This is a genomic window from Longimicrobium sp., assembly GCF_036399255.1.
Classification (GTDB): Bacteria; Gemmatimonadota; Gemmatimonadetes; order Longimicrobiales; family Longimicrobiaceae; genus Longimicrobium.
This window is the reverse complement of record NZ_DASWNM010000134.1, coordinates 158,693-179,641: the sequence shown is the minus strand read 5'-3', so window position 1 is coordinate 179,641 and position 20,949 is coordinate 158,693. Positions and strand designations below refer to the sequence as shown.

Genomic DNA, 20,949 nt, shown 5'->3' with positions numbered 1-20,949 from the left:
GAAATTCGTACACTCCAAAGGCAACGGATGTGCCGAGCCGCGAATCGCGTGTCCAGTGACGGGTCTGCACCCAGCTAAATGCTTGCAAATAAAGAAGATGGTGCGTTGGGGCGGTCGCCGCGGAAGCTCGGCGGAGTGTCGCCGGGAGAGGACGGATGTGGGGGCTGAACGTGTAACGCTGGGACATCCCTGTCGCGCGATGTGACACGATCGGGCCGGTACTTCGAATCCACGGGACACCATCGAACCAATCCTCCCGCCCGTCCCCGCACACCCTTTCACCTGCCTGCCGCGATGATCCGCATCCTGGGCCTTGCCACGCTTCTGCTTCTTCTCGCACCCGCGGCGCTCCACGCACAGGACAGCGGCTGGTGCCGGGACGGGGCGCGGACGCAGACGGAGCTGAACCGGTGCGCCGGCACTGAGCTGGAGCGGGCGGATTCGGTGCTGAACGCGGTGTACGGCCAGGTGATCGCCGGGCTCGATTCGGCGGAGGTGCGAACGCTTCGCGAGGCGCAGCGCGCGTGGATCGGGCTGCGCGACGCGGAGTGCGAGCTGGAGACGGCGTCGTCGCGCGGCGGCAGCATTCATCCCATGCTCTACGGCATGTGCCTGTCGCGGCAGACCCGCGCGCGCACCGCGTACCTGCGGCGGCTGATGCCGGGGCCGGCTGCAGCCCACGAGGAGGCGCGGTTCGCCATCCTGCAGGCCACCGACGCGCTGTTCCAGGCGATGCAGGAGCGCGACACGGTGGCGCTGCGCACGCTGCTGCATCCGCGGGCGCAGATCGTCTCGGTCGCGGACGGCGGCGTGGGGGGCCGGACGGTGGAGGAGTGGATCCGCGGCCTGTCGCGCACCACGGACGTGCTGCGCGAGCGGATGTGGGATGCGCACGTCGAGATCGACGAAAACCTGGCGACGCTGTGGGCGCCGTACGACTTTTACCTGGGCGAGCGCTTCAGCCACTGCGGCACGGACGCCTTTCAGTACGTGCGCGAGGGCGGCGCCTGGCGGCTGATCGCGGTCAGCTTTACCCGCCGGACCACCGGCTGCGACCCGGCGCCCTGATTGGCGGTCAGGGGTTTGCAGGAATCCCGGACCGGTGCGCGCGCCCTCCGGGGCGCCGGCCGACGATGGTGCAACGTTTAATCCCGATTGGAGTTGCGTGAAGGCAAAGACCGTGCTGATCGTCGAGGACGACCCGGCGAGCCTGGACATCTTCGAAACCATCCTGCGCCACGGCGGCTACGAAGTGCTTACCGCGCAGAGCGCCGCGGACGGCGTGCAGACCGCGCGGGCCATGCTGCCCGACGTGGTGGTGGTGGACATCGGCCTTCCCGACGCGCCGGGGTTCGGCGTGCTGGACGAGCTGAGCGACGACCCGTCCACCGAGCACATTCCCCTCATCGTCTGCACGGTGCACGTGTTCGAGCACGACCAGGTCCGCGCGCGGCGCGCCGGCGCGGACGTCTTTCTGCAAAAGCCGGTAGAGCCCACCCTGCTGCTGGACTCGGTCACCCGGCTGCTGCAGGTGGCCCCGGGCGCGTGACCCGCCCACCCGACCGCGATGACTTTCGAAGACGCCATCCTGATCCGCGACACGCCCGACGCCCTGTTTGCCCTTACGCAGGACTACGGGCGGCGGCTGCGGTGGGATCCTTTCCTGCGCTCGGCCGAGCTGGTGGGCGGTGCAAAGGCGGCGGGCCCGGGCGTGCGCGCGTACTGCGTGGCGCACAACCGGCTGGGGATGGAGACGGAGTACGTCTCGTTCTCTCCACCCAACGTCGCGGCCGTGAAGATGACGCGCGGCCCGTGGTTCATCGGCGCGTTCGCCGGCTCGTGGCGCTTTCAGCCGCAGAGCGACGGGCGCACGCGGGTGGTCTTTCGCTACTCGGTACGTGCGCGGCCGCGCTGGCTGGGCCCGCTGCTGAACCCGGTGCTGGTGCGCGTCTTCGGGCGCGAGGTGCGCAGGCGGCTGGAAGGGCTGCGCGACTTCGTGGAGCGGGACGAGGTGCGATGAGAGGTGCCGTCCGCGTTCCGTAAGCCGGCGCGAGAGTCAGGCTCACAAAAGGTTGGGGTACAGAGGAACAGAGTCAGACAGAGGACCAAGCTGATATTTCAGCTCGCTTCCTCTGTCTGACTCTGTTCCTCTGTACGATTATTTCTTTTTCAGGAGCTGGTGTCAGGATCAGAACCGCGATGACTCCAGCCGCACGTCCGAGCGGGTCCACGCGGCGTCGAAGCGCGCGCGCGCCTCGTCCGCATCCCCCGTTCTCCCCTGTGCGCGCAGGGCCTGCTGCAGCCCGAACAGGCTCCACCCGTTGTGCGGACGGTCGTCCAGCCCGGCGCGGTAGACGCGCTCCGCATCCGCCGCGCGCCCCGCATCCAGCAGCGCCGCGCCCAGCCAGTCGCGCACGGCAAAGGGCAGCGGCTCGGGCTCGTCGTACACCAGCGCATCTTCCCGCACCACCGCCTGCTCCAGCGCCGCGACCGCCTCGTCCGCGCGCCCCTGGCCGCGCAGGGTCTCCGCGCGCAGGATGCCGCCGGCGATGCCCAGCAGCGACGCGGCCGAGTGCCCGCGGAAGTTCACGGACTCGGGCGTGTTCGCCGCCAGCGAGTCCACGCGCGCCAGGTACGCCGCCGCGCTGTCGGACCGGCCCTGCCGCAGGTGCGCGTAGCCCCGCGCGAACGCCCACAGGCCGCGGTGGATGGGGTGCGGCGGCGCGGCGGCCAGCGCCAGCACGCCGTCCCAGCGGCCAAAGCGGACGCCGACCAGCGCCTGCATGGCCGCGCCGTCGCCGCTGGGCGTGATCGCGGCGTACGCGTCCGCCGCCTCCGCCGCACGCGCCGCCTGACCATCCACCGATGCGGCGAACAGCAGCATGTGCAGGTTGTGCCCGGGATACACCGAGACCGCCCGCCCCTCCGCCGCCCGCCGGTCCGACGCCCACGCCACCGTGTTGGAGTGCACCGCGTCGTTCCAGCGGCCCATGCGGTTGTAGATGTGCGAGGGCATGTGGTTCAGGTGGCTGGCGCCGGGCATGGCGTTCACCAGGATGTCGGCGCACCGCTGCGCTTCGCCGGCCCTGGCCGACGTCTCGGTGGCGTGGATGTACGAGTGGCACACGCCGGGGTGCGCCACGTCGGCCGCCAGCGCGCGCTCCAGCACCTGGTGAATGCGCGCGACGGACGGCTTGTCCACCGGCCAGACGCCGCGGCGCGGCTCCAGCACCATCAGCGCGTCCGCGTACAGCCCCGCCACCTGCAGGTCGTCCGGGAACCGCGCGTACACGCCCTCCATCGCCCGCGCGAACGCCGAGTCCAGCCCCCGCCGCCCGCCCTCCGGCTGCGCCCGCGTGTAGCGCTCCGCCATCGCCCGGGTAAGCGCGCGCTCCACCGCCGGGCCGCGCCTCGCCAGCCGCAGCGCGCGCCGGGCGGCGGCGTACGCGTCGGGCGCGTCGTCCGGGCGCATGGCGCCGTTCAGGTACGGCCCCATCGCCCACGCCTCGCCCCACCAGCACATGGCGCAGCGTGGATCCCGCCGGCGCGCCTCCGCGAACGACTGCCGCGCCTCGGGCACCGCAAAGGCGTACATCAGCTTTACGCCCTGGTCGAAGTACGCCTGCGCTTCCGCCGAGCGAGTCGATACGCGCCACGAGAAGCCGCCCAGCGCCTCGCCGTAGAGCGGCACCTGGCCGCCTTCCGCCTCCGCGGCCGGACCGCCGTGGTGCTGCGCGGCGAGCGGAAGGGAGCACGCCGATGCGGCGAGGAACCCGAGCGTGAGAAGAACGCGACGATGGATCATGTGAGGTGTTCTCTGCGGGATTTCGGAGTGGATGCGCCGCAAAGATAAGCGATGCAGGTCGATGGGGCACGCGTAGAGTTCGTTCTTGCGCGATTCCGGCGTGTGTGGCGCACGGCCGCCGCCGAATTCGATCCGGCGGGCACGAGGGTGCGCTGGCGCGGGCGCCGAAACCAGGACGCGCCGGACTGGTTGACAATCCGCCCCGGCGCGGCGCAGATTGCGCACAGGATACGTCAGGCGCGGTCCCACCCTTGCGGGTCGGGGCCGCGCCTTTTCTCTGTGGGGATGCCGCAGGACGGACGCCGGGACCAACGGGAGCGATGAGGGATCGGAAAAGCCAGTGCGTGGTGATCGTCGGCTCGCAGTGGGGCGACGAGGGAAAGGGCAAGATCGTCGACGTGCTCGCCGAAGAGGTGGACGTCGTCGCGCGCTACCAGGGCGGCGCCAACGCGGGCCACACGGTGCACGTGGGGCAGGAGGAGTTCATCCTGCACCAGATCCCCTCCGGCATCCTGCACCCGCGCCGCCGCTGCCTGCTGGGCAACGGCGTGGTGTTCGACCCCTTCCAGTTCTTCCAGGAGCTGGACGCCCTGACCGCGCGCGGCATCGACGCCGAAGGCCGTGTGGGCGTGAGCGGCCGCGCGCACCTGCTGCTGTCGTACCACAAGACGTGGGACCGCGCCGCCGAGGCCAGCCGCGGGGCCGGAAAGATCGGCACCACGGGGCGGGGGATCGGGCCGGCGTACGAGGACAAGGTGGCGCGGCAGGGCATTCGCCTGGCGGACCTGCGCGACCGCGTTCGCGCCGAGGAGCAGCTTCGACGCGCCGCCGCCCGCGTGAACCAGCGCCTGACGCTGCTGGACAGCGGCGAGACGGTGGACGCCGACGCGCTGGTGGGCGAGGTGATGGGGATCCGGGACCGCCTGCTCTCGTTTTCGGTGGATACGGGACGCGTGATCCACGACGCGCTGCGCGCCGGGCAGCGCGTGCTGCTGGAGGGCGCGCAGGGGGCGCTGCTGGACGTGGACCACGGCACGTATCCGTACGTCACCTCGTCCAACACCACCGCGGGCGGCGCGGCGCTGGGCGTGGGCATTGGGCCCACGCGCGTGGACGACGTGATCGGCGTGGTAAAGGCGTACACCACCCGCGTGGGCGAGGGGCCGCTCCCCACCGAGTTCATGGACGAGCTGCAGGAGCGCGTGCGCACGCTGGGCGGCGAGTACGGCGCCACCACGGGGCGGCCGCGCCGCTGCGGCTGGTTCGACGCGGTCGTCGTCCGCTACGCCGCGCGGGTGAACGGGCTGACCGGGCTGGCGGTGACCAAGATGGACGTGCTCGACACGCTGGACGAGCTGCGGATCGCCGTCCGCTACCGGGCGGAAGGGCAGGAGCTGGACGACTTTCCCGGCGACCTGGGGCTGCTGGAGGCGGCGGAGCCCGTGTACGAGACGCTGCCCGGGTGGAAGACGTCCACCTCCGAGGCGCGCACCTGGGACCAGCTGCCCGAGAACGCGCGCCGCTACCTGGAGCGGCTGGAGGAGCTGACGGAGACGCCGGTGTGGTACGTGTCCGTGGGCACGCGCCGCGACCAGATCATCCACGTGGAGCGGTAAGCCGCGCGTTCCGGACCTGCAGGACCACGGACGGGCGCGCTTCGGCTGCGCCCGCCGTCGTTTGCGGGGGGATGGCTGCGGATACGGCGCAGGGCGTATTCCGCGTCGGGCGAATGAGCCTTGGGCGAATGAATTCGCGGCTGGGAAAACGCGATGTCCGCCTTCGCGGACGGGTTCGGCGTGTGGATCTATCTATGCGCGTCTCCTCTCCCCCATGCAGTTTGTGGGGGAGAGGGGGGCGCCTGACGCTCGCAACCACGTCCGGCCGGAGCGCAATCGAATTCTCCCCTCTCTCCGCGAGGAACGAGCGGGGAGGGGGCCGGGGGGAGGGGCCCCCGCGGACGCAGAGAGAGGCTGGATCTTTTGACCGACAGACCCGATCAGCAGACGATGGAATCCGCCGAGACCGCGTTGCGGCACGTGAAGCCGGCGGTGCGGGCGCTGGGCGCGTACACGCTCAAGCCGTACGAGCCGCACATCAAGCTCAACCAGAACGAGAGCCCGTACGACGTTCCGCGGGCCCTCAAGGAGCGCATCCACGCGATGCTCGCCGAGCGCCCGTGGAACCGCTATCCACCGTTCGTGGCCAGCAACTTCATCCAGGCCGTCTCCGAGGCCACCCGCTGGCCGGGCGACGGCATCCTGGTGGCCAACGGCAGCAACGAGCTCATCCAGTCCGTCCTGGCCGTCACCGTGGGCCCGGGCGTCTCCGTCGTCATCCCCGAGCCCACGTTCACGCTGTACCGGCTGATGACGGCGGTCAACGGCGGCACCGCGGTTTCCGTGGCGCTGGCCGACGACCTGCGCTTCGACGTGGACGCCATCATCCGCGCCGCGGTCGACACGGACGCCGCCGTGGTCGTTCTCTGCTCCCCCAACAACCCCACGGGCTCCTCGCTCACGCGCGACGAGATCCTGCGCATCCACGACGCCACCGACGCGCTGATCCTGCTGGACCAGGCGTACGTGGAGTTCGGGGGATACGACGCCATCCCGCTGCTGCAGGGGCGCCCGCGGCTGGTCGTGCTGCGCACCTTCAGCAAGGCGATGGCGATGGCGGGGCTGCGCGCCGGCTACATGCTGGCCGCCCCCGCGCTGACGGCGGAGGTGAACAAGGCCAAGCTGCCGTACAACATCAACTTCTTTACCGAGTGCGCCGCCGCCGAGGTGCTGCGCTGCCGGTCCGAGCTGGCCCCGCTCGTCGCCTCCATCAGCGCCGAGCGCGACCGGATCCATGCGGAGATGCGGATGATCCCCGGCCTGCGCGTGTATCCCAGCGACGCCAACTTCATCCTCTTTCGCGTGGAAGCGCCGGGCGTCGCGCACACGGAGGTGTTCGACCGGCTGCTGGAGGACCACGGCGTGCTGGTGCGCGACGTGTCGAAGTACCCCATGCTGGACCGGTGCCTGCGCGTGAACGCGGGAACGCCGGCGGAGAACGACGCATTCCTGGACGGCCTGCGCAGCATCATGACACAGGGGGAAGGATGAGCCGCACCGGCGAGCGCCGCCGTAGCACCCGAGAGACGGAGATCCGCGTCCGCATCGACCTGGACGGCACCGGCGAGGCCAGGGTGCAGACGGGGATCGGCTTTTTCGACCACATGCTGGACGCGCTGGCGCGGCACGGGATGTTCGACCTGGAGGTGGAGTGCCGGGGCGACCTGCACATCGACGCGCACCACACGGTGGAGGACGTGGGGATCGTGCTGGGCGGCGCCTTTCTGGACGCGCTGGGCGACAAGCGCGGCATCGTGCGCTACGCCGACGCCACCGTGCCGCTGGACGAGGCGCTGACCCGCGCGGTGGTGGACGTCAGCGGCCGGCCGTTCATCCACTTCGACGTGCCCCTCCCCCCCGGCCAGCCGACCATCGGCCAGTTCGACGCGGCGCTCTCGGCGGAGTTCTGGCGCGCGTTCGCCATGGAGGCGCGCGTCACGCTGCACCTGGACGGCCTTCGCGGCGAAAACGCGCACCACGTGGTCGAGGCGACGTTCAAGGCCGCCGCGCGCGCGCTGGACGCCGCGACCGCCATGGACCCGCGCCGCGCGGGCGTGGTTCCATCGACCAAGGGTGCGCTGTGACGCCCAGGGTGGTGCTGCTGGACTACGGCGCCGGCAACCTGCGCTCCGTGGCCAAGGCGTTCGAGCACGAGGGCGCCGAGGTGGTGCTGACGGATGATCTGGCGGTCGCGCGCGCGGCGGACCGGCTGGTGCTTCCCGGGCAGGGCCACTTTGGCCAGTGCATGACGCGGCTGGAGCAGACGGGGCTGGCGGACGCGGTGCGCGCCCACGTGGCCGCCGGGCGCCCGTTCATCGGCATCTGCGTGGGGATGCAGCTGCTGTACGAGGGAAGCGAGGAGGCGCCGGGGGTGGCCGGCCTGGGGCTGCTTCCCGGCACCGTGCACCGCTTTCCCACGGACCTGCCGCTGCCGCACGTGGGCTGGAACGCCGTGGAGTTCATCCGCCGCGCGGAGGCCGATCCGGTGCTGGCGGGGGTGGCGGGCCCGGAGCCGCGCTGGTTCTACCACGTGCACTCGTACGCCGTGCTGGACGACGACAACGACAGCGTGCTGGGCCGCAGCCGCTACGATGCCGCCTTCGCCAGCATCGTGGGCCGAGACAACGTGTGGGGCATCCAGTTTCACCCCGAAAAGAGCCAGGAAGACGGCCTGCGCATCCTGGGCAACTTCGCGCGGCTCTGACAACGGATCCGCGGGTGGATTGATGTGAGCGCCCGCCGCTCCGGAGGCGTCAGATGTGCTGTTCGGTTTGTTCGCCTGTGGCGGATAACATCCCGTTGCGCAATGCGTTGCGCGTGATTAGCGTTCGCCTCTGCTGAACGCAGGGCACACGGCGTGACGGGGAGGCGTGATGAAGAACTGGAAACTTGTCAATTTCAACAAAGAGCTGGGCGAGATCGCGGCACATGCGCATGGGTGTGGACCCCAGCGCGTAACAGTAAACGGAAAGGTCGACATCGTCGTCCTCAGCCCTGAGGAGTACGCGCGGCTGAGCGGTGAGCCTCTACCTGAACGGACTGCGGATTCGGAGCCGCGGCCCGGGCTGAACTTGTTCGACGCGCTCCGTCGTCCGTTCGAGGAGGCAGCGGCGAACGGTGAGGACGTGTACTGGCCCTGGGATTGGGATTGGGAGAAGCGCGAGTGGATCATCCCGGAGGACCATGCGCTTTCTTCTTGATACCAACGTGCTCTCCGAGCCTGGCAGCGTGTGGCCCGACGCCAGGGTCAGTGCGTGGATGAAGAATCATCCGGCGGAGGAGTTCGCGATCAGCGTCGCCTCATTCGCTGAGATCTGGAAGGGCATCGTGCCGCTTGGCCAGGGCCGACGGAGAGCGCATCTGATGCGCTGGGTCGACAGCCTGCCGGACCAGTTTGCAGACCGTGTTCTGCCCGTCGATGTCGCCATTTCCTCCGAGTGGGGGCGACTCATGGCAGAGGCCAAGGCAAAGGGACGTCCGACCGATCTGGTGGATTTGCTGCTGGTGGCAACGGCGCTGGTTCTGAGGCTTACCATTGTGACGCGCAACGTGCGGCATTGTGCCGGATGGGGTGCGCCGACGATCAATCCTTGGTCCGGGGAGACGAGGGACTGACCTGCGCCTTGGCAACGAGGATTTCAAGGGTCACGGGTAAAGGAGGGTGCTAGATGCAGCAGGAATGGCAGAAGAAAGTATGGCAGCTGGAAGATGTGCAGCGCTACTGGAGCGAACTGGTTGTTGAGGCCGATCGGTGGCCGCAGCGTGTGGCGGGGCCGGGTGGAGATGTGTACATCATCAGTGCTGATCTCCACAGGCGCTTCTTTGACCGCGGAATCCGCTTCGACGGTGACGAGTGGGCTGAACTCGACGGCGATCCACCGAGTGCAGAATGACGGGAATCCGGCTCAGCACCTCACACCACCCGTGGACGGGCGAAACAAGTGACTGATTTCTTCAAGGGCCACGGGCTCGGCAACGACTACATCGCGCTGCAGATGGAGGGGCTCGGGTTCGAGCTTACGCCGCTGGTGGTGCGGCTGATGTGCGACCGGCACAACGGCATCGGATCGGACGGCCTCCTGGCGCGGGTGCCCAGCGACGCGGCCGACTTCGGCGTGCGCATCTTCAACCCCGACGGCAGCGAGGCGGAGAAGAGCGGCAACGGGCTGCGCATCTTTGCCGCGTACCTGCTGGAGGGCGGCCATGTGGCCGAGCACGCGCCGTTCACCGTGCAGACGCCCGGCGGCACCGTGCGCATGGAGATCCTGGGCCAGTCCCTGGACGGCGTGCTGGAGGTGGAGGTGGAGATGGGAACCGCCATCTTTCGCAGCGCCGACGTGGGACTGGGCGGGCCGGACCGCGAGACGGACGGCGAGCCGCTGGAGCTGGAGTCCGGCGACGTGGTGCACGTCAACACCGTGTCCATCGGCAACCCGCACTGCGTGGTCTTTCAGGACGAGCTGGACGTGGAGACGCTGCGCCGCCGTGCGCCGCAGATCAGCACGCACCCGCGGTTCGCGCGCGGGGTGAACGTGCAGTTTGCCGTGCCGGTGGAGCCGGACGGCATCGAGGCGTGGGTGTGGGAGCGCGGCGCGGGCGAGACGCGCGCCTCCGGTAGCAGCGCCTGCGCCGTGGCCGCGGCCGCCGTGCGCCGGGGGATGGTGAGCGAGCGGCAGGTGACGGTGCGCATGCCCGGCGGCGCGCTGCACGTGCACGTGCGCGACGACTGGAGCCTGGTCCTGCGCGGCCCGGTGGAGTCCGTCTGCCGCGGCACGCTGACGGACGGAATGCGCCGGCGGCTGGAGATGCTGGGATGAGCCTGGCCAAGCGCATCATCCCCTGCCTGGACGTCAAGGACGGGCGCGTCGTCAAGGGGATCCAGTTCGTGGGACTGCGCGACGCGGGCGACCCCGTGGAGCAGGCGGTGCGCTACGACGCCGAACGCGCGGACGAGCTCTGCTTCCTGGACATCACCGCCAGCCACGAGGGCCGCGCGTCCATGCTGGACGTGATCCGGCGCACGGCCGACAGCATCTTCATCCCCTTTACCGTCGGCGGGGGGATCCGCACGGTCGACGACTTCAACGCCATCCTGGGTGCCGGGGCCGACAAGGTGGCGGTGAACACCGCCGCGCTCGCGGACCCGGACCTCATCCGGCGCGCGGCCGACCACTTCGGCTCGCAGTGCGTGGTGGTGGCGGTGGACGCGCGGCGGACGGAGGCGGAGGGGCTGGAGTCGGGATGGGAGGTGTACACCCACGGCGGCCGCACGCCCACGGGGATCGACGCGGTGGCCTGGTGCCGCCGCGCGCAGGAGCTGGGCGCGGGCGAGATCCTGCTGACGTCGATGGACCGGGACGGCACGCGCGACGGCTACGACCTGCCGCTGCTGAACGCGGCCGCGGCCCAGGTGCGCATTCCGGTGATCGCGTCGGGGGGCGCGGGGGCGCTGGAGCACCTGGACGCGGCGCTGGCGGCGGGGGCGCACGCGGTGCTGGCGGCATCGATCTTCCATTTCGGCGAGTTCACGCTGGCCGAGGCGCGCCGCTACCTGGCCGCCCGCGGACACCCGGTGCGACCGTAGCCGCGAGCGCACGGCGCGGCCCTTGCCGTGGGCGTGCGCACAAGATCGCTGTCACCCTGGCGGCGGATGCGGCGCACGCCGTCCCGCCCCTGACCGGAGGAGAGGGTAGTGAAGCACGGAATCCTTCATGAAGTAAGGACACTGGTCCTGTCGGCCGCGCTGCTGGCGCTGCCGCTGGCCGCCTGCGGCGGCGACGCCGGCTCCGAAAAGGGCGGCGAGAAGGGCAAGGCCGCCACGGCCGCCGACACCGGCGCGGGCGCCCAGAAGGGCGCGGCCCCGGCGGCCCCGGCGCCCAAGTTCGCCTTCGGCAACGCCGCGGCCGAGGCCACGCAGTGCCACCAGCGGCGCCAGGCGCGGCTGGACTCGGCGGCCAGCGCGCTGCAGGCGGACTCGGCGGCCAAGCGGCCGGGGGCGGGAAAGAACCCGATCTTCGCCAAGGAGCAGAAGTGGTATCCGCAGCCGCCGGAGTTCCGCGACGGGTCCATCCTGCCGTGCAACCGCATCATCGTGTACTACGGCAACCCCGCCTCCAAGCGCATGGGCGCGCTGGGCGAGTTTCCGCGTGACGAGATGCTCTCGCGCCTGCGCCGCCAGGCGGACCAGTGGTCGCAGGCCGACCCGGGCACGCCGGTGATCCCCGGCCTGCACCTGATCGCGGTGGTGGCGCAGGGCGACCCCGGCCCGTCGGGCAAGTACCGCACGCAGATCCGGGACGCGGTGGTGGACTCCATCCACCAGATGGCCAAGTCCATCAACGGCATCCTGTTCATCGACGTGCAGGTGGGCACCGACGACATCCGCAGCATCATGCCGCGCTTCGACGAGTTCCTGAAGCGCCCCGACGTGCACTTCGCCGTGGACCCCGAGTTCTACATGCGGGGCGGGGTGGTGCCGGGCCGGAAGATCGGGACCATGTACGCGGCCGACATCAACTGGGTGATGGACCGGCTGACGCAGATCGTGCGGGAGAACAACCTGCCGCCCAAGGTGCTCATCATCCACCGCTTCACGCGGGGCATGGTGCCCGACGTGGAGAACGTGCGGCTGCGCCCGGAAGTGCAGCTGGTGATGCACATGGACGGCTGGGGCGCGCCGTGGCTGAAGTACGACTCGTACCGCGACTACATCGTGCGGCACCCGGCGCAGTACACGGGGTGGAAGAACTTCTACCACAACGACACCAAGAAGGGCGACCCGCTCACCACGCCGCAGGACCTGCTGCAGCTGTGGCCGGAGCCGCTGTACATCCAGTACCAGTAGCCCAACCTGGCCGGATGAACGCGGATCGGGGCTCCTCGGTCAACGAGGAGCCCCGATTGCGTTTCGATGGCGATCGCCCGGATGCCGGATCATCGGATCATCGGATCATCGGATCACCTGCCGTCGCTGCAGGAGCGAGTGATGCTCGTTGCGGTTCTAATCCGATAACGTGCCGTCCCCCGCTGGAGCGAATGAATTCGCCGCTGGAAAGTCGCAAAGTCCGCCTGCGCGGACTCGGCGGCCCGGCCGTGTGCGGCGTTCCACGCGCCCGCGCGTCCGCTCCCGATGCCGTCCGTGCGCGTGGTGGGCATCAACGCGAAGGGGCTCTCCTCGCGGAGAGCCCCTTGCGGCGTTGGCGGTGCCGCCTGGCGTCAGGCCATCGCCATGTCGCGCGACTCGCTGCGCGACTTGTTCAGCCGCACGTTGAAGTCGCCGTGCTCCTGGTCGGCGTCGGGCGCGTTCCAGTCGGTGAGCAGCGCGGTGACGGCGGTGAGCGCCGTAAGGCCCAGGAAGAAGTTGCGGGCGCGGCGGTCGTTCTCGAAGCCCAGCAGTTTGGGCAGGAACGGCAGCGCCATTCCCAGCATGACCTCGGTGGCGCCGTGGCCCTTGAACGGCACCGCCTTCTTGGCCGAGAGCGGGTAGTCCGTCAGCAGCGACAGCCCCAGGTACGCGGCCGCCAGCCCGTAGGCCAGGTTCTCGGCCTGCTTCGGAAAGCCCAGCGCGCGCGGCGCGGCGGCGGTGGTCGCCACGGTCGCGTAGTCCATCATGCCGTGCATGCGTCCGTTGATCGGCTTCTGCATCCTCGTCCTCCTTGGGTGAAAGTTGGGCCGTCAACCGAGGCAATCCCCGTGCCTCTTTCGCTGCACGTAAATGGACGCGCGACAAGATGTTGCGCATCAGGCGCACACGCGGCGAGATCTCCGGAAAGTAAACGGAATCGGCGGACGCGAGCACTCCGCATCCGCCGATCATCCGTTTCATGCCAGGTCCGGCAAAACTGTCATCCTGAGGGAGGCGCCGCCCCGTCCTCTCTTCACGCTCGGGATTGTGGCGCCGACCGAAGAATCTTTATCCCGAAGCGGAAGGTCTCTCCGTCACGCGGTCTTCCCGGGCTATGCCCGGGAGAAGGTTCCGCGCGAGGGGCGGGAGATTCTTCGGTCGCGCCAACTGGCTCCGCTGTTCTTCCGACAGTTCGGGGCAGGCGCTCCCTCAGAATGACAGGTGTTTCCGCGGATTTGGTATGAGACGATTCTGTTGCCGGAGTTCGGATCAGGGCGCCAGGCTCCTTGCTTTCGAGGTGCGAGTCTGGCCAGGGAGCGTGTCCGGATCGTCGTCCAGCCACGCGACAGGGTCGCCGACGCGGATCTCGCCGTCGTCCAGCACCTCGGCAAAGGCGCCGCCGGACCAGGGATCCTCGCGCATGGCGGCCTGCAGCCCGGGGACCGCTTCGTCCATCCGCTCGCAGGGCATGGTCTCGCCGCGCACCCGCACGCGGCACCCGCCAATGCGCAGCACGCGCCCGCGCGAGCTCCGCAGCGAGATCCCGCGCACCATCAGGTTCGCCCGCCGGGCCGTGGGCGGGGCGTCGGCGTCCAGGCGGTCCATCAGCGCCCGCCACACCTCTTCCTCGATGAGCGTCACCTGGCGGCGGCGCCCCTGGTCGGCGTTGCCCACCAGCCCGCGCCCCGCCACCAGCGTGGCGGACTGCGCGGGGTCCATCTTGCCCCGCTTGGCCCGCTTGATCCAGATCGCCGCAAGCTCGCCCATGCCTCGTTCGGTCAGAAGCTGAAGCCCAGTGTGAACGGCAGGGCGCCGGCCATCCCCTCGCCTTCCAGCAGCCCGTGCGCACGCACCTCGGCGAACGCGCGGCCGCGGCCCACCGCCAGTTCCACGCCGCCGCCGGTGCTCCAGCCGGGCGCCAGCCGCGAGGTGGTCGAGGTGAACTGGGTCCACTCCGGGTTGTCGGCGCACAGGCCCGCCGTGCCGGTGTCGATGCAGAGGTTGGTGGGGCCTTCCCACTCGCTGCTGCGCGTGGTGCGGTGGTACAGGCCCAGCCCCGCCGGCGTGAGGTACGCGGTCATGCGCCCGCGGGAGGCAAGGTCCAGGCGCGTGTACACCCCGGCGCCCACCAGCCGGTTCTGGTCCGAGCGGCCGGTGCAGTACTGCTGGCGTGCCAGCCGGCAGCTGAACGGAGAGCCGCTGACGGTGCCCCGCTGGTACAGCGCCTCGCCGCGCAGCGAGACGCCGTCCATCAGCGTCACCAGGTGGGCGCTGACCTGCGCATGGCGGGCGCCGCCCGAAAGATCGTCCGTCTGCGTAACGCCGCCACCCACGCCCAGGGCAATGCGGGACTGTGCCGCGAGCGGCAGCGGAAGCACAGCGAGGACGGCGGCCAGGAGAACCTTCTTCACGGGAGAGCTCCAGAACTCGGAAAAGGGGTCGCGGAATGCGCGCTCCTACACCAGATCCGCGCCGGTGTTTCGCGTCCAACCCACCGTGCCGCAACAGGTTGGAACAGATCGAGCGGGGGATGCTTCCCGCGGCCTTTTCGTCGCGCTCTCCCAGTCTACCACGCGATCCCGTAGTCCTCGCCGTGGTGGCTGCTGCCGCCCCAGAAGGTGCCGTGCTCGCGGTCGAAGAAGATGGCGTTGATGGGGCCGGAGGTGCGCTCCTCGAAGGTCAGCTCGTAGCCCATCCGCCGCAGCTCCGCGCGTGTCCAGTCGGGCATCGACTCCGCCAGCAGGATGCGGCCGGGGCGGATCTCGTGCCCGCCAAAGCTGGAGCGCATCTGGAAGCTGTTGACGTTGGGCGCCTCGGTCGCCTGCTGCACGTTCATCCCGAACTCCACCACGTTCAGAAAGAACTGCAACAGGTTCTGGTCCTGCGAGTCGCCGCCCTGCACGGCAAAGGAGAGAAACGGCTTGCCGTCCTTCAGCGCCATCGTCGGGGTGAGCGTAACGCGCGGGCGCTGGCCGGGGCGCAGCACGTTGAACGGCCCCTCCGCCGGGTCGGTGACGAAGCTCTGCAGCCGCTGGCTCAGGCCCACGCCGGTGCGCCCCGCGATCACCGCCGGGACCCATCCGCCGCTGGGGGTAATGCTGACCACCCACCCCTCCGCGTCCGCCGCCTGCACCGAGGTGGTGCCCAGGTAAAAGCTCTCCTCGAACGGCAGCGACGCGCGCGGCGGGGCCGAGACGCTGTCGGACGCGCCGCGCCGGTTCCAGTCGCGCAGGTAGGCGGTGAACGGGTTGGTGCCGCCCTGGAACGGGTACGGGTCGCCCGGAAGGATGCCGGGATCGTTGCGCTCCGGATCGATCAGCCGGGCCCGTTCCCGCGCGTAGTCCTTGGACAGCAGGCCGCGGATGGGCTCCTCGGGCGGAAAGTACGGGTCGCCGTAGTAGAAGTCGCGGTCGGCGAAGGCCAGGCTCATGGTCTGGTACAGCGTGTGGACGTACCGCGCGCTGTTGTAGCCCATCGCCTTGAGGTCGAAGTTCTCCAGGATGTTCAGCGACTGCAGCAGCGCCGGCCCCTGCGTCCAGTGGGTGAGCTTGTAGACCTGGACCCCCTTGTAGTCCGTGGAGACCGGCTCCTCGATGCGCACCTGCCAGCTGGCCAGGTCCTCCAGGGTGATCAGCCCGCCCTGCTCCCGCACGCCGCGCACGAACTCGCGGGCGATGTCGCCGCGGTAGAAGCGGTCGTAGGCGGCCAGGATGGCGTCGCGGCGCGAGCGGCCGGCCGCCAGTGCCTGCGCCTCGGCCTCCACCAGCATGCGCAGCGTGCGGGCCAGGTCCGGCTGCCGGAAGATCTCGCCCGCGGCGGGCGCCTCGCGCGCCTCTCCGCGGTGGGGAAGCATCACGCTACTGGAGTATGGCCACTCGCGCAGCCGGTCGCGGTTGCGCTCGATGCTGTTGGCGGTCTGCGCCTCGATGGGGTAGCCGTCCGCCATCTGGATGGCGGGCGCCAGCACCTCCGCCAGTGACATCGTTCCGTACTCCGCCAGCATCACCATCAGCCCGCCCGGCGTGCCCGGGGTGACGGCGGCCAGTGGCCCGTACTCCGGCGGATACGGCATCCCCCGCGCGCGGTAGAACTCCGGCGTGGCCCCCGTGGGCGCCGCGCCCAGGGCGTTGATGCCGATCACCCGCCCCGTGTTGGGATTGAAGATGAGCGCCTGCGTCTCGCCGCCCCAGCTCAGCACGTCCCACATGGTGCTGGTGGCGGCCAGCATGGCGCAGGCGGCGTCGACCGCGTTGCCGCCCTTGTGAAAGGTGATGGCGCCCGCCGTGGCCGCCAGCGGCTTGCCGGTGATCGCCATCCAGTGCCGGCCGTGCAGCACGGGCTTGGCGGTCTGCTGCGCCTGCGCGGCCGCGGTCCAGCACAGGGCCAAAACGGCGGACGCGAAGCCGAGGGCGCGGGCGATTGGGCGGATCATGGGCACCGGGCGGTGAGCGGGATGGATCAGCACGGAAGGGCAGGGGATTCTACCACCCCCGCCCGGCGCGTTCCAGCCCCATCCGACGTTGTCGCAGGTCCTGAAAAAGAATGGCCTCACACAGAGTCAACAGAGTCAGCAGAGGGAAAATTCTACTCTGTTGACTCTGCTGACTCTGTGTGAGGCAAAAGCCGTTGCGCCGTTCCCCTGCCAAGCGGAAAAAGCGGAACGGAAATCACGCCCCCTCGGGCTCCATCTTGTGGATGGGCGCGTCGCCCCACAGCCGCTCCAGCTGGTAGAACTCGCGCGCGGCGGGGTGGAATACGTGGACGACGAAGGTGAAGTAGTCCACCAGGATCCACCGCCCCCCACGCTCGCCCTCCACGTTCAGCGGCCGGTGGCCCTCCTGCTTGAGCCCGTCCACCACGTTGTCGGCGATGGAGGACACGTGCGTGTCGCTGGTGCCGCTGGCGATGAGAAAGAAGTCCGTGGCGCTGCTGATGTTGCGCAGGTCCATCAGCACCACGTCCTTGGCCTTGCGGTCGTGCATCAGCTCCACGGCGCGGGCCACGTCCTGCGGCAGGCTCTTGACCGCGGGTGCGGCGGAAGTAGCGGAAGTATCGGTCATCCGGTCCTGTCCCAAAGTCCGTCCAGACGAAAAAGATGCGGCCGCCGCAACTTGCGGCGCACCGCACACGGCGGCAAGTCGGGTGCCGAAGCCCCGGCACCCAGCAAAGAACGCGAAGGGGCGGCCTTCACACCGGAAGGCCGCCCCTCGCTCAATCAAACCAGGAATGGAGCCCGCCGGAGAGCTACTCCTCGGCGATGACCCACACCTTGATCTCGGGGCGCACCTGCGGGTGCAGGCGAATGGGCACGCTGGTGACGCCCAGCGCCTTGATGGGCTCTTCGAGCTCGATCTGGCGGCGCTCGATGGTGATGCCCTGCTCCGCCAGCTTGTCGGCGATGTCGCCGCTGGTGATGGAGCCGAACAGCTTGCCTTCCTGGCCCGCGCGGGCGTGGAAGGTAAGCGACACGTTCTCCAGCGCGCCGGCCTGCTGGCGCGCCTGGCTCACGGTCTCGGCGTCGCGGCGGCCCTGGGCGGCACGCTCGGCCTCGATGCGGCGAACGTTGCTCTGGGTCGCCTCGTACGCCAGCCCCTTGGGGATGAGGTAGTTGCGGGCGTACCCGTCCTTGACGTCGACCACGTCGCCTGCGTTGCCCAGGTTTTCGAGACGGTCCCTGAGGATGACGTGCATGATGGTTTCTCCTCGCTTGGGATCAGGTCTCTTGGCCGGCCACGTACGGCAGCAGGGCCAGGTAGCGGCCGCGCTTGATGGCGGTGCCCACCTGCCGCTGGTGCCGGGCGCACATGCCGCTGATGCGCCGGGGCAGGATCTTGCCACGCTCGGTGATGAAGCGGCCGAGCGTCTTCTCGTCCTTGTAGTCCACGTTCCGTACCGCGCCCTCGCACATCGGGCAGGTCTTGCGTCCTCCGCGCATAATCAGCTATCCCCCTCTTCGTCGGACTCGTCTTCGCGCTTCTCCACCGGCGGAACGGGCGTCGTGGGCAGGTCGCCCTCGTTGACCACCACCAGGTAGCGCAGAACGTCGTCGTCCAGCTTGAGCGCGCGCTCGAACTCCGGCAGCGCCTCGCCCGGTGCGCGGAAGTGCTCGACCACGTAGTAGCCGCTGCTCTGGCGCTCCACCGCGTACGCAAGCTGGCGGCGGCCCCAGTGGTCCGTCGCCGTGATCTCACCGCCGTTGGTGCCCGTAAGCAGCCCGTGGTAGCGGTCCAGCTTCTCGGTCACCTGCGCCTCTTCGAGCGAAGGGGCGAAGATGTACACGATCTCGTAGTCCCTCAAGGTCACCTTGTCCTTTGGACATGAGGCCCCGCGCCGGTGCGCACGGAGCAGGATGAAAACAACACTCCCCCGTTTCCGGGGGAGCTAAGGATAATAGCGGAACGGCGTCCATCCTGCAACCCGGGAAGAGCATTACCCAGAGACGCGGGGGCGCGGAGAGAACCGATCTTCCCGTTTCTCTCCCCTGATCTCCCGCCTCTGCGCGAGGCGATCTTTCAGGGCTTGGCGGTCAGCCGCAGCAGGCCCTCCTGCGCGGTGCTGGCGACCAGGGCGCCGTCGCGGGTAAAGATGGAGCCGCGGGTAAAGCCGCGCGCGCCGGACGCGGCGGGGGCGTCGGTGGAGTAGAGAAGCCAGTCGTCCACGCGAAAGCCGCGGTGAAACCACACGGCGTGGTCCAGGCTGGCGGCCTGCACGCGGCGCATGAGGAACGACAGGCCGTGCGGCAGCAGCGCCGTGCCCAGCAGCCCGTAGTCCGACGCGTAGGCCAGCACGGCTTGGTGGGCGATGGGCTCGTCGGGCATGGCCCCCTCGGCGCGAAACCAGACGTGCTTGGCCGGCTCCCGCGCCTCGGGGGCAAACGGGTCCACCGGCGCCACGGGACGAAAGTCGATGGGACGGTCCTGCGTGTACACCTCGCGCAGCCGCTCGGGGATGCGCTCGGCCATCGCGCGCACCAGGTCCAGCTCGCGCGGCAGCGCCTCGGGCCGCGGCACGTCCGGCAGCGGCGCGCCGTGCTCGATGCCGGGCTCCTCCAGGTGAAAGGAGCAGAGCATCGAAAAGATCTCGCGCCCCTCCTGGATGGCCAGCACCCGCCGCGTGGTAAAGCTGCGCCCGTCGCGAATGCGGTCCACCTGGTAGACGATGGGCGTCCGCACGTCGCCGGGCAGCATGAAGTAGCCGTGCAGCGAGTGCGCCTGCCGCCCCTCTACCGTGCGCCCCGCCGCCACCAGCGCCTGCGCCAGCACCTGCCCCCCGAACACCCGCCCCGAGCCGATGTCGCGGTTCTGCCCGCGAAACAGGTTCAGCTCCAGCCGCTCCAGGTCCAGCAGGCGCAGCAGCAGGTCCAGCGGCTGCCCCGCGCCGTTCTCGTCGCTCATCGTGCTCCGTCGTCACCGTTGGAATTCCCGCCCGCGGACGGCAATCTCGCGGTCGCGAGCCGCAATCTCAACCGATGATCGTCGTTGCCCGTCGGGCGTCTGTGCACTACATTTTAGTGCATGAGCATCATCCAACCGACTTCGCCGCGCCGGCAGGAGGATACGCTGGCGACCGTCCTTGCGTCGCGGGCGCTTGCGGCCGTGGTGATCTACTTTGTGCTGCATCCCGACGCGGCGCTCCACTTTCGCGCGCTGCAGCGGGTGACCGGGGTGTCGAGCCAGTCGCTGCAGCACGAGATGGCGCGGCTGGAAGCGCTGGGGCTGGTGCGGCGCGAGCGGGACGGGCGCCTGGTCCGCTACCGGGCGGTGGCGGACCATCCGCGCTGGTCCGTGCTGCGCGAGATGGTGCGCCAGTTCGCCGGGCCCGCGGAGCTTCTGCGGGTGGCGCTGTCGGAGGTCCCGGGACTGGAGGCCGCCTTCATCTACGGCTCGTGCGCGCGTGGCGAGATGGACGAAAAGAGCGACATCGACGTGTTCGCTCTGGGTGAACGGCTGAACGAACTGGAGCCGGAACTCGCGCTGGTCGCGGGAACATCGGAAGCAGCGGTGCTGCTCGGGCACGAGGTCAACGTCACCCGCTACACGCGCCAGAAGCTCCAGCAACGGCGTGGTGGCGGGTTTCTGCGTTCCGTGCTCGCTGGCCCAAAGGATTGGCTGATCGGCGACGTTGCCGTGCTGGAGCCTGTGACGGGAGGTGCGGTGTGAGCAACGCGGATATTGAACGACTGGTGCATGACCGCAGTCTGATCCGGGAATCGTTCGATGACGAACAGGTTGCTGGATACTGGGCCAAGGCGATGGCGTCCCTCGCCGACGCTCGGGCGGCCGGGCTGTCTGTGGACGGCAGGTACGTGATGGCGTACACGGCTGCGCTTCAGGCGGCGCTGGCGGTGCTTGCTGCCCATGACCTGAGGGTCCGTGGCACCAGCAATCACTACATGACCTTTCACGCCCTCCAGAAGCTGAATTCCACCCTGCGCCAGTGCGGCCAGCGGTTCGACGCACTTCGTTTGACGAGGCATCAGGCGGTCTACGAACCGGAGCATGATGAAGCCGAGATGGAGACTCTGCTCGCGCGCGCACTGGATGCCCTTCGAGTGGGCATCCCAGCCTGCCGCGCCGAGATCATCGCTGTTCGTCCGTCCGTCTCCGAACGGCTCCGGCAGCCCGTATTCTGACTGCAGAAAAAACACGAAACGCCAAACGGGGCCGTCCGCGCACTGCGGACGG

The 20,949-nt window shown here is 69.6% G+C and carries 25 protein-coding genes; 15 read left to right on the top strand and 10 right to left on the bottom strand.

What is annotated here, in order from left to right; all coding sequences use genetic code 11:
- Window positions 1–294 precede the first annotated feature (294 nt).
- The 3 genes from VGC13_RS24590 to VGC13_RS24580 all read left to right on the top strand — a co-directional run bounded on the left by VGC13_RS24590 (window position 295) and on the right by VGC13_RS24580 (window position 2,020).
- Window positions 295–1,068: a lysozyme inhibitor LprI family protein gene (locus VGC13_RS24590; RefSeq protein ID WP_331127957.1), complete on the top strand. Its 774-nt coding sequence runs from the start codon at window positions 295–297 to the stop codon at window positions 1,066–1,068.
- A 97-nt stretch (window positions 1,069–1,165) separates the two neighbouring features.
- The gene (locus tag VGC13_RS24585) at window positions 1,166–1,549 is read left to right on the top strand and encodes a response regulator (protein WP_331127956.1); all 384 of its coding nucleotides are present in this window, start codon (window positions 1,166–1,168) and stop codon (window positions 1,547–1,549) included.
- Between the two features lie 18 nt (window positions 1,550–1,567).
- Entirely contained in the window at window positions 1,568–2,020 is a 453-nt protein-coding gene (locus VGC13_RS24580) for an SRPBCC family protein (RefSeq protein ID WP_331127955.1), read from the top strand.
- Between the two features lie 168 nt (window positions 2,021–2,188).
- Here VGC13_RS24580 and VGC13_RS24575 read toward each other — a convergent pair whose 3' ends face one another.
- Window positions 2,189–3,805: a hypothetical protein gene (locus VGC13_RS24575; protein WP_331127954.1), complete on the bottom strand. Its 1,617-nt coding sequence runs from the start codon at window positions 3,803–3,805 to the stop codon at window positions 2,189–2,191.
- A 320-nt stretch (window positions 3,806–4,125) separates the two neighbouring features.
- On the opposite strand from VGC13_RS24575, the gene VGC13_RS24570 reads away from it, so the two are divergent.
- The 10 genes from VGC13_RS24570 (at window position 4,126) to VGC13_RS24525 (ending at window position 12,265) form a co-directional block, all read left to right on the top strand.
- Window positions 4,126–5,421 (top strand): adenylosuccinate synthase, encoded by a 1,296-nt coding sequence (locus VGC13_RS24570; RefSeq protein WP_331127953.1) that lies wholly within the window; start codon window positions 4,126–4,128, stop codon window positions 5,419–5,421.
- A gap of 363 nt (window positions 5,422–5,784) precedes the next feature.
- Window positions 5,785–6,912, top strand: coding sequence for a histidinol-phosphate transaminase (hisC, locus tag VGC13_RS24565; protein ID WP_331127952.1), 1,128 nt, complete (start codon window positions 5,785–5,787; stop codon window positions 6,910–6,912).
- Window positions 6,909–7,505: an imidazoleglycerol-phosphate dehydratase HisB gene (gene hisB / locus VGC13_RS24560; RefSeq protein ID WP_331127951.1), complete on the top strand. Its 597-nt coding sequence runs from the start codon at window positions 6,909–6,911 to the stop codon at window positions 7,503–7,505. Before hisC ends, hisB begins: the two co-directional genes overlap by 4 nt.
- Window positions 7,502–8,125, top strand: a complete 624-nt coding sequence (gene hisH, locus VGC13_RS24555) for an imidazole glycerol phosphate synthase subunit HisH (RefSeq protein WP_331127950.1) — start codon at window positions 7,502–7,504, stop codon at window positions 8,123–8,125. The genes hisB and hisH overlap by 4 nt, the downstream gene beginning before the upstream one ends.
- Before the next feature lie 169 nt (window positions 8,126–8,294).
- Window positions 8,295–8,621, top strand: coding sequence for a hypothetical protein (locus VGC13_RS24550; protein WP_331127949.1), 327 nt, complete (start codon window positions 8,295–8,297; stop codon window positions 8,619–8,621).
- Window positions 8,605–9,036 (top strand): PIN domain-containing protein, encoded by a 432-nt coding sequence (locus VGC13_RS24545; RefSeq protein ID WP_331127948.1) that lies wholly within the window; start codon window positions 8,605–8,607, stop codon window positions 9,034–9,036. Before VGC13_RS24550 ends, VGC13_RS24545 begins: the two co-directional genes overlap by 17 nt.
- A 53-nt stretch (window positions 9,037–9,089) precedes the next feature.
- Complete coding sequence (locus VGC13_RS24540) at window positions 9,090–9,314, top strand: hypothetical protein (RefSeq protein ID WP_331127947.1); 225 nt, start codon at window positions 9,090–9,092, stop codon at window positions 9,312–9,314.
- Between the two features lie 48 nt (window positions 9,315–9,362).
- Window positions 9,363–10,238 carry a diaminopimelate epimerase gene (gene dapF / locus VGC13_RS24535; protein ID WP_331127946.1) on the top strand — a complete coding sequence of 292 codons (876 nt, stop codon included), beginning with the start codon at window positions 9,363–9,365 and terminating at the stop codon, window positions 10,236–10,238.
- Window positions 10,235–11,005: an imidazole glycerol phosphate synthase subunit HisF gene (hisF, locus tag VGC13_RS24530; protein WP_331127945.1), complete on the top strand. Its 771-nt coding sequence runs from the start codon at window positions 10,235–10,237 to the stop codon at window positions 11,003–11,005. Before dapF ends, hisF begins: the two co-directional genes overlap by 4 nt.
- Before the next feature lie 108 nt (window positions 11,006–11,113).
- The gene (locus VGC13_RS24525; protein WP_331127944.1) at window positions 11,114–12,265 is read left to right on the top strand and encodes a hypothetical protein; all 1,152 of its coding nucleotides are present in this window, start codon (window positions 11,114–11,116) and stop codon (window positions 12,263–12,265) included.
- Between the two features lie 371 nt (window positions 12,266–12,636).
- Here VGC13_RS24525 and VGC13_RS24520 read toward each other — a convergent pair whose 3' ends face one another.
- The 9 genes from VGC13_RS24520 to tesB form a co-directional block, all read right to left on the bottom strand.
- Window positions 12,637–13,065: a hypothetical protein gene (locus VGC13_RS24520; protein WP_331127943.1), complete on the bottom strand. Its 429-nt coding sequence runs from the start codon at window positions 13,063–13,065 to the stop codon at window positions 12,637–12,639.
- A gap of 469 nt (window positions 13,066–13,534) precedes the next feature.
- Entirely contained in the window at window positions 13,535–14,032 is a 498-nt protein-coding gene (locus VGC13_RS24515) for an MOSC domain-containing protein (RefSeq protein ID WP_331127942.1), read from the bottom strand.
- Between the two features lie 11 nt (window positions 14,033–14,043).
- Window positions 14,044–14,676, bottom strand: a complete 633-nt coding sequence (locus VGC13_RS24510; protein ID WP_331127941.1) for a hypothetical protein — start codon at window positions 14,674–14,676, stop codon at window positions 14,044–14,046.
- 155 nt (window positions 14,677–14,831) lie between these two features.
- Complete coding sequence (locus VGC13_RS24505) at window positions 14,832–16,697, bottom strand: gamma-glutamyltransferase family protein (RefSeq protein ID WP_331127940.1); 1,866 nt, start codon at window positions 16,695–16,697, stop codon at window positions 14,832–14,834.
- A 235-nt stretch (window positions 16,698–16,932) separates the two neighbouring features.
- Window positions 16,933–17,325: a ribosome silencing factor gene (gene rsfS, locus VGC13_RS24500; protein WP_331127939.1), complete on the bottom strand. Its 393-nt coding sequence runs from the start codon at window positions 17,323–17,325 to the stop codon at window positions 16,933–16,935.
- Between the two features lie 184 nt (window positions 17,326–17,509).
- Entirely contained in the window at window positions 17,510–17,956 is a 447-nt protein-coding gene (gene rplI, locus VGC13_RS24495) for a 50S ribosomal protein L9 (RefSeq protein ID WP_331127938.1), read from the bottom strand.
- Between the two features lie 22 nt (window positions 17,957–17,978).
- On the bottom strand, window positions 17,979–18,200 hold the full coding sequence (gene rpsR / locus VGC13_RS24490) for a 30S ribosomal protein S18 (RefSeq protein ID WP_331127937.1): 222 nt from the start codon (window positions 18,198–18,200) through the stop codon (window positions 17,979–17,981).
- 2 nt (window positions 18,201–18,202) lie between these two features.
- Window positions 18,203–18,562 (bottom strand): 30S ribosomal protein S6, encoded by a 360-nt coding sequence (gene rpsF / locus VGC13_RS24485; RefSeq protein WP_331127936.1) that lies wholly within the window; start codon window positions 18,560–18,562, stop codon window positions 18,203–18,205.
- 215 nt (window positions 18,563–18,777) lie between these two features.
- A complete protein-coding gene (tesB, locus tag VGC13_RS24480; protein ID WP_331127935.1) occupies window positions 18,778–19,659 on the bottom strand; it encodes an acyl-CoA thioesterase II in 882 nt (293 codons plus the stop codon).
- A gap of 120 nt (window positions 19,660–19,779) precedes the next feature.
- On the opposite strand from tesB, the gene VGC13_RS24475 reads away from it, so the two are divergent.
- Window positions 19,780–20,424, top strand: coding sequence for a nucleotidyltransferase domain-containing protein (locus VGC13_RS24475; RefSeq protein ID WP_331127934.1), 645 nt, complete (start codon window positions 19,780–19,782; stop codon window positions 20,422–20,424).
- Entirely contained in the window at window positions 20,421–20,897 is a 477-nt protein-coding gene (locus VGC13_RS24470; RefSeq protein ID WP_331127933.1) for a hypothetical protein, read from the top strand. The genes VGC13_RS24475 and VGC13_RS24470 overlap by 4 nt, the downstream gene beginning before the upstream one ends.
- The last annotated feature ends 52 nt before the right edge of the window (window positions 20,898–20,949 follow it).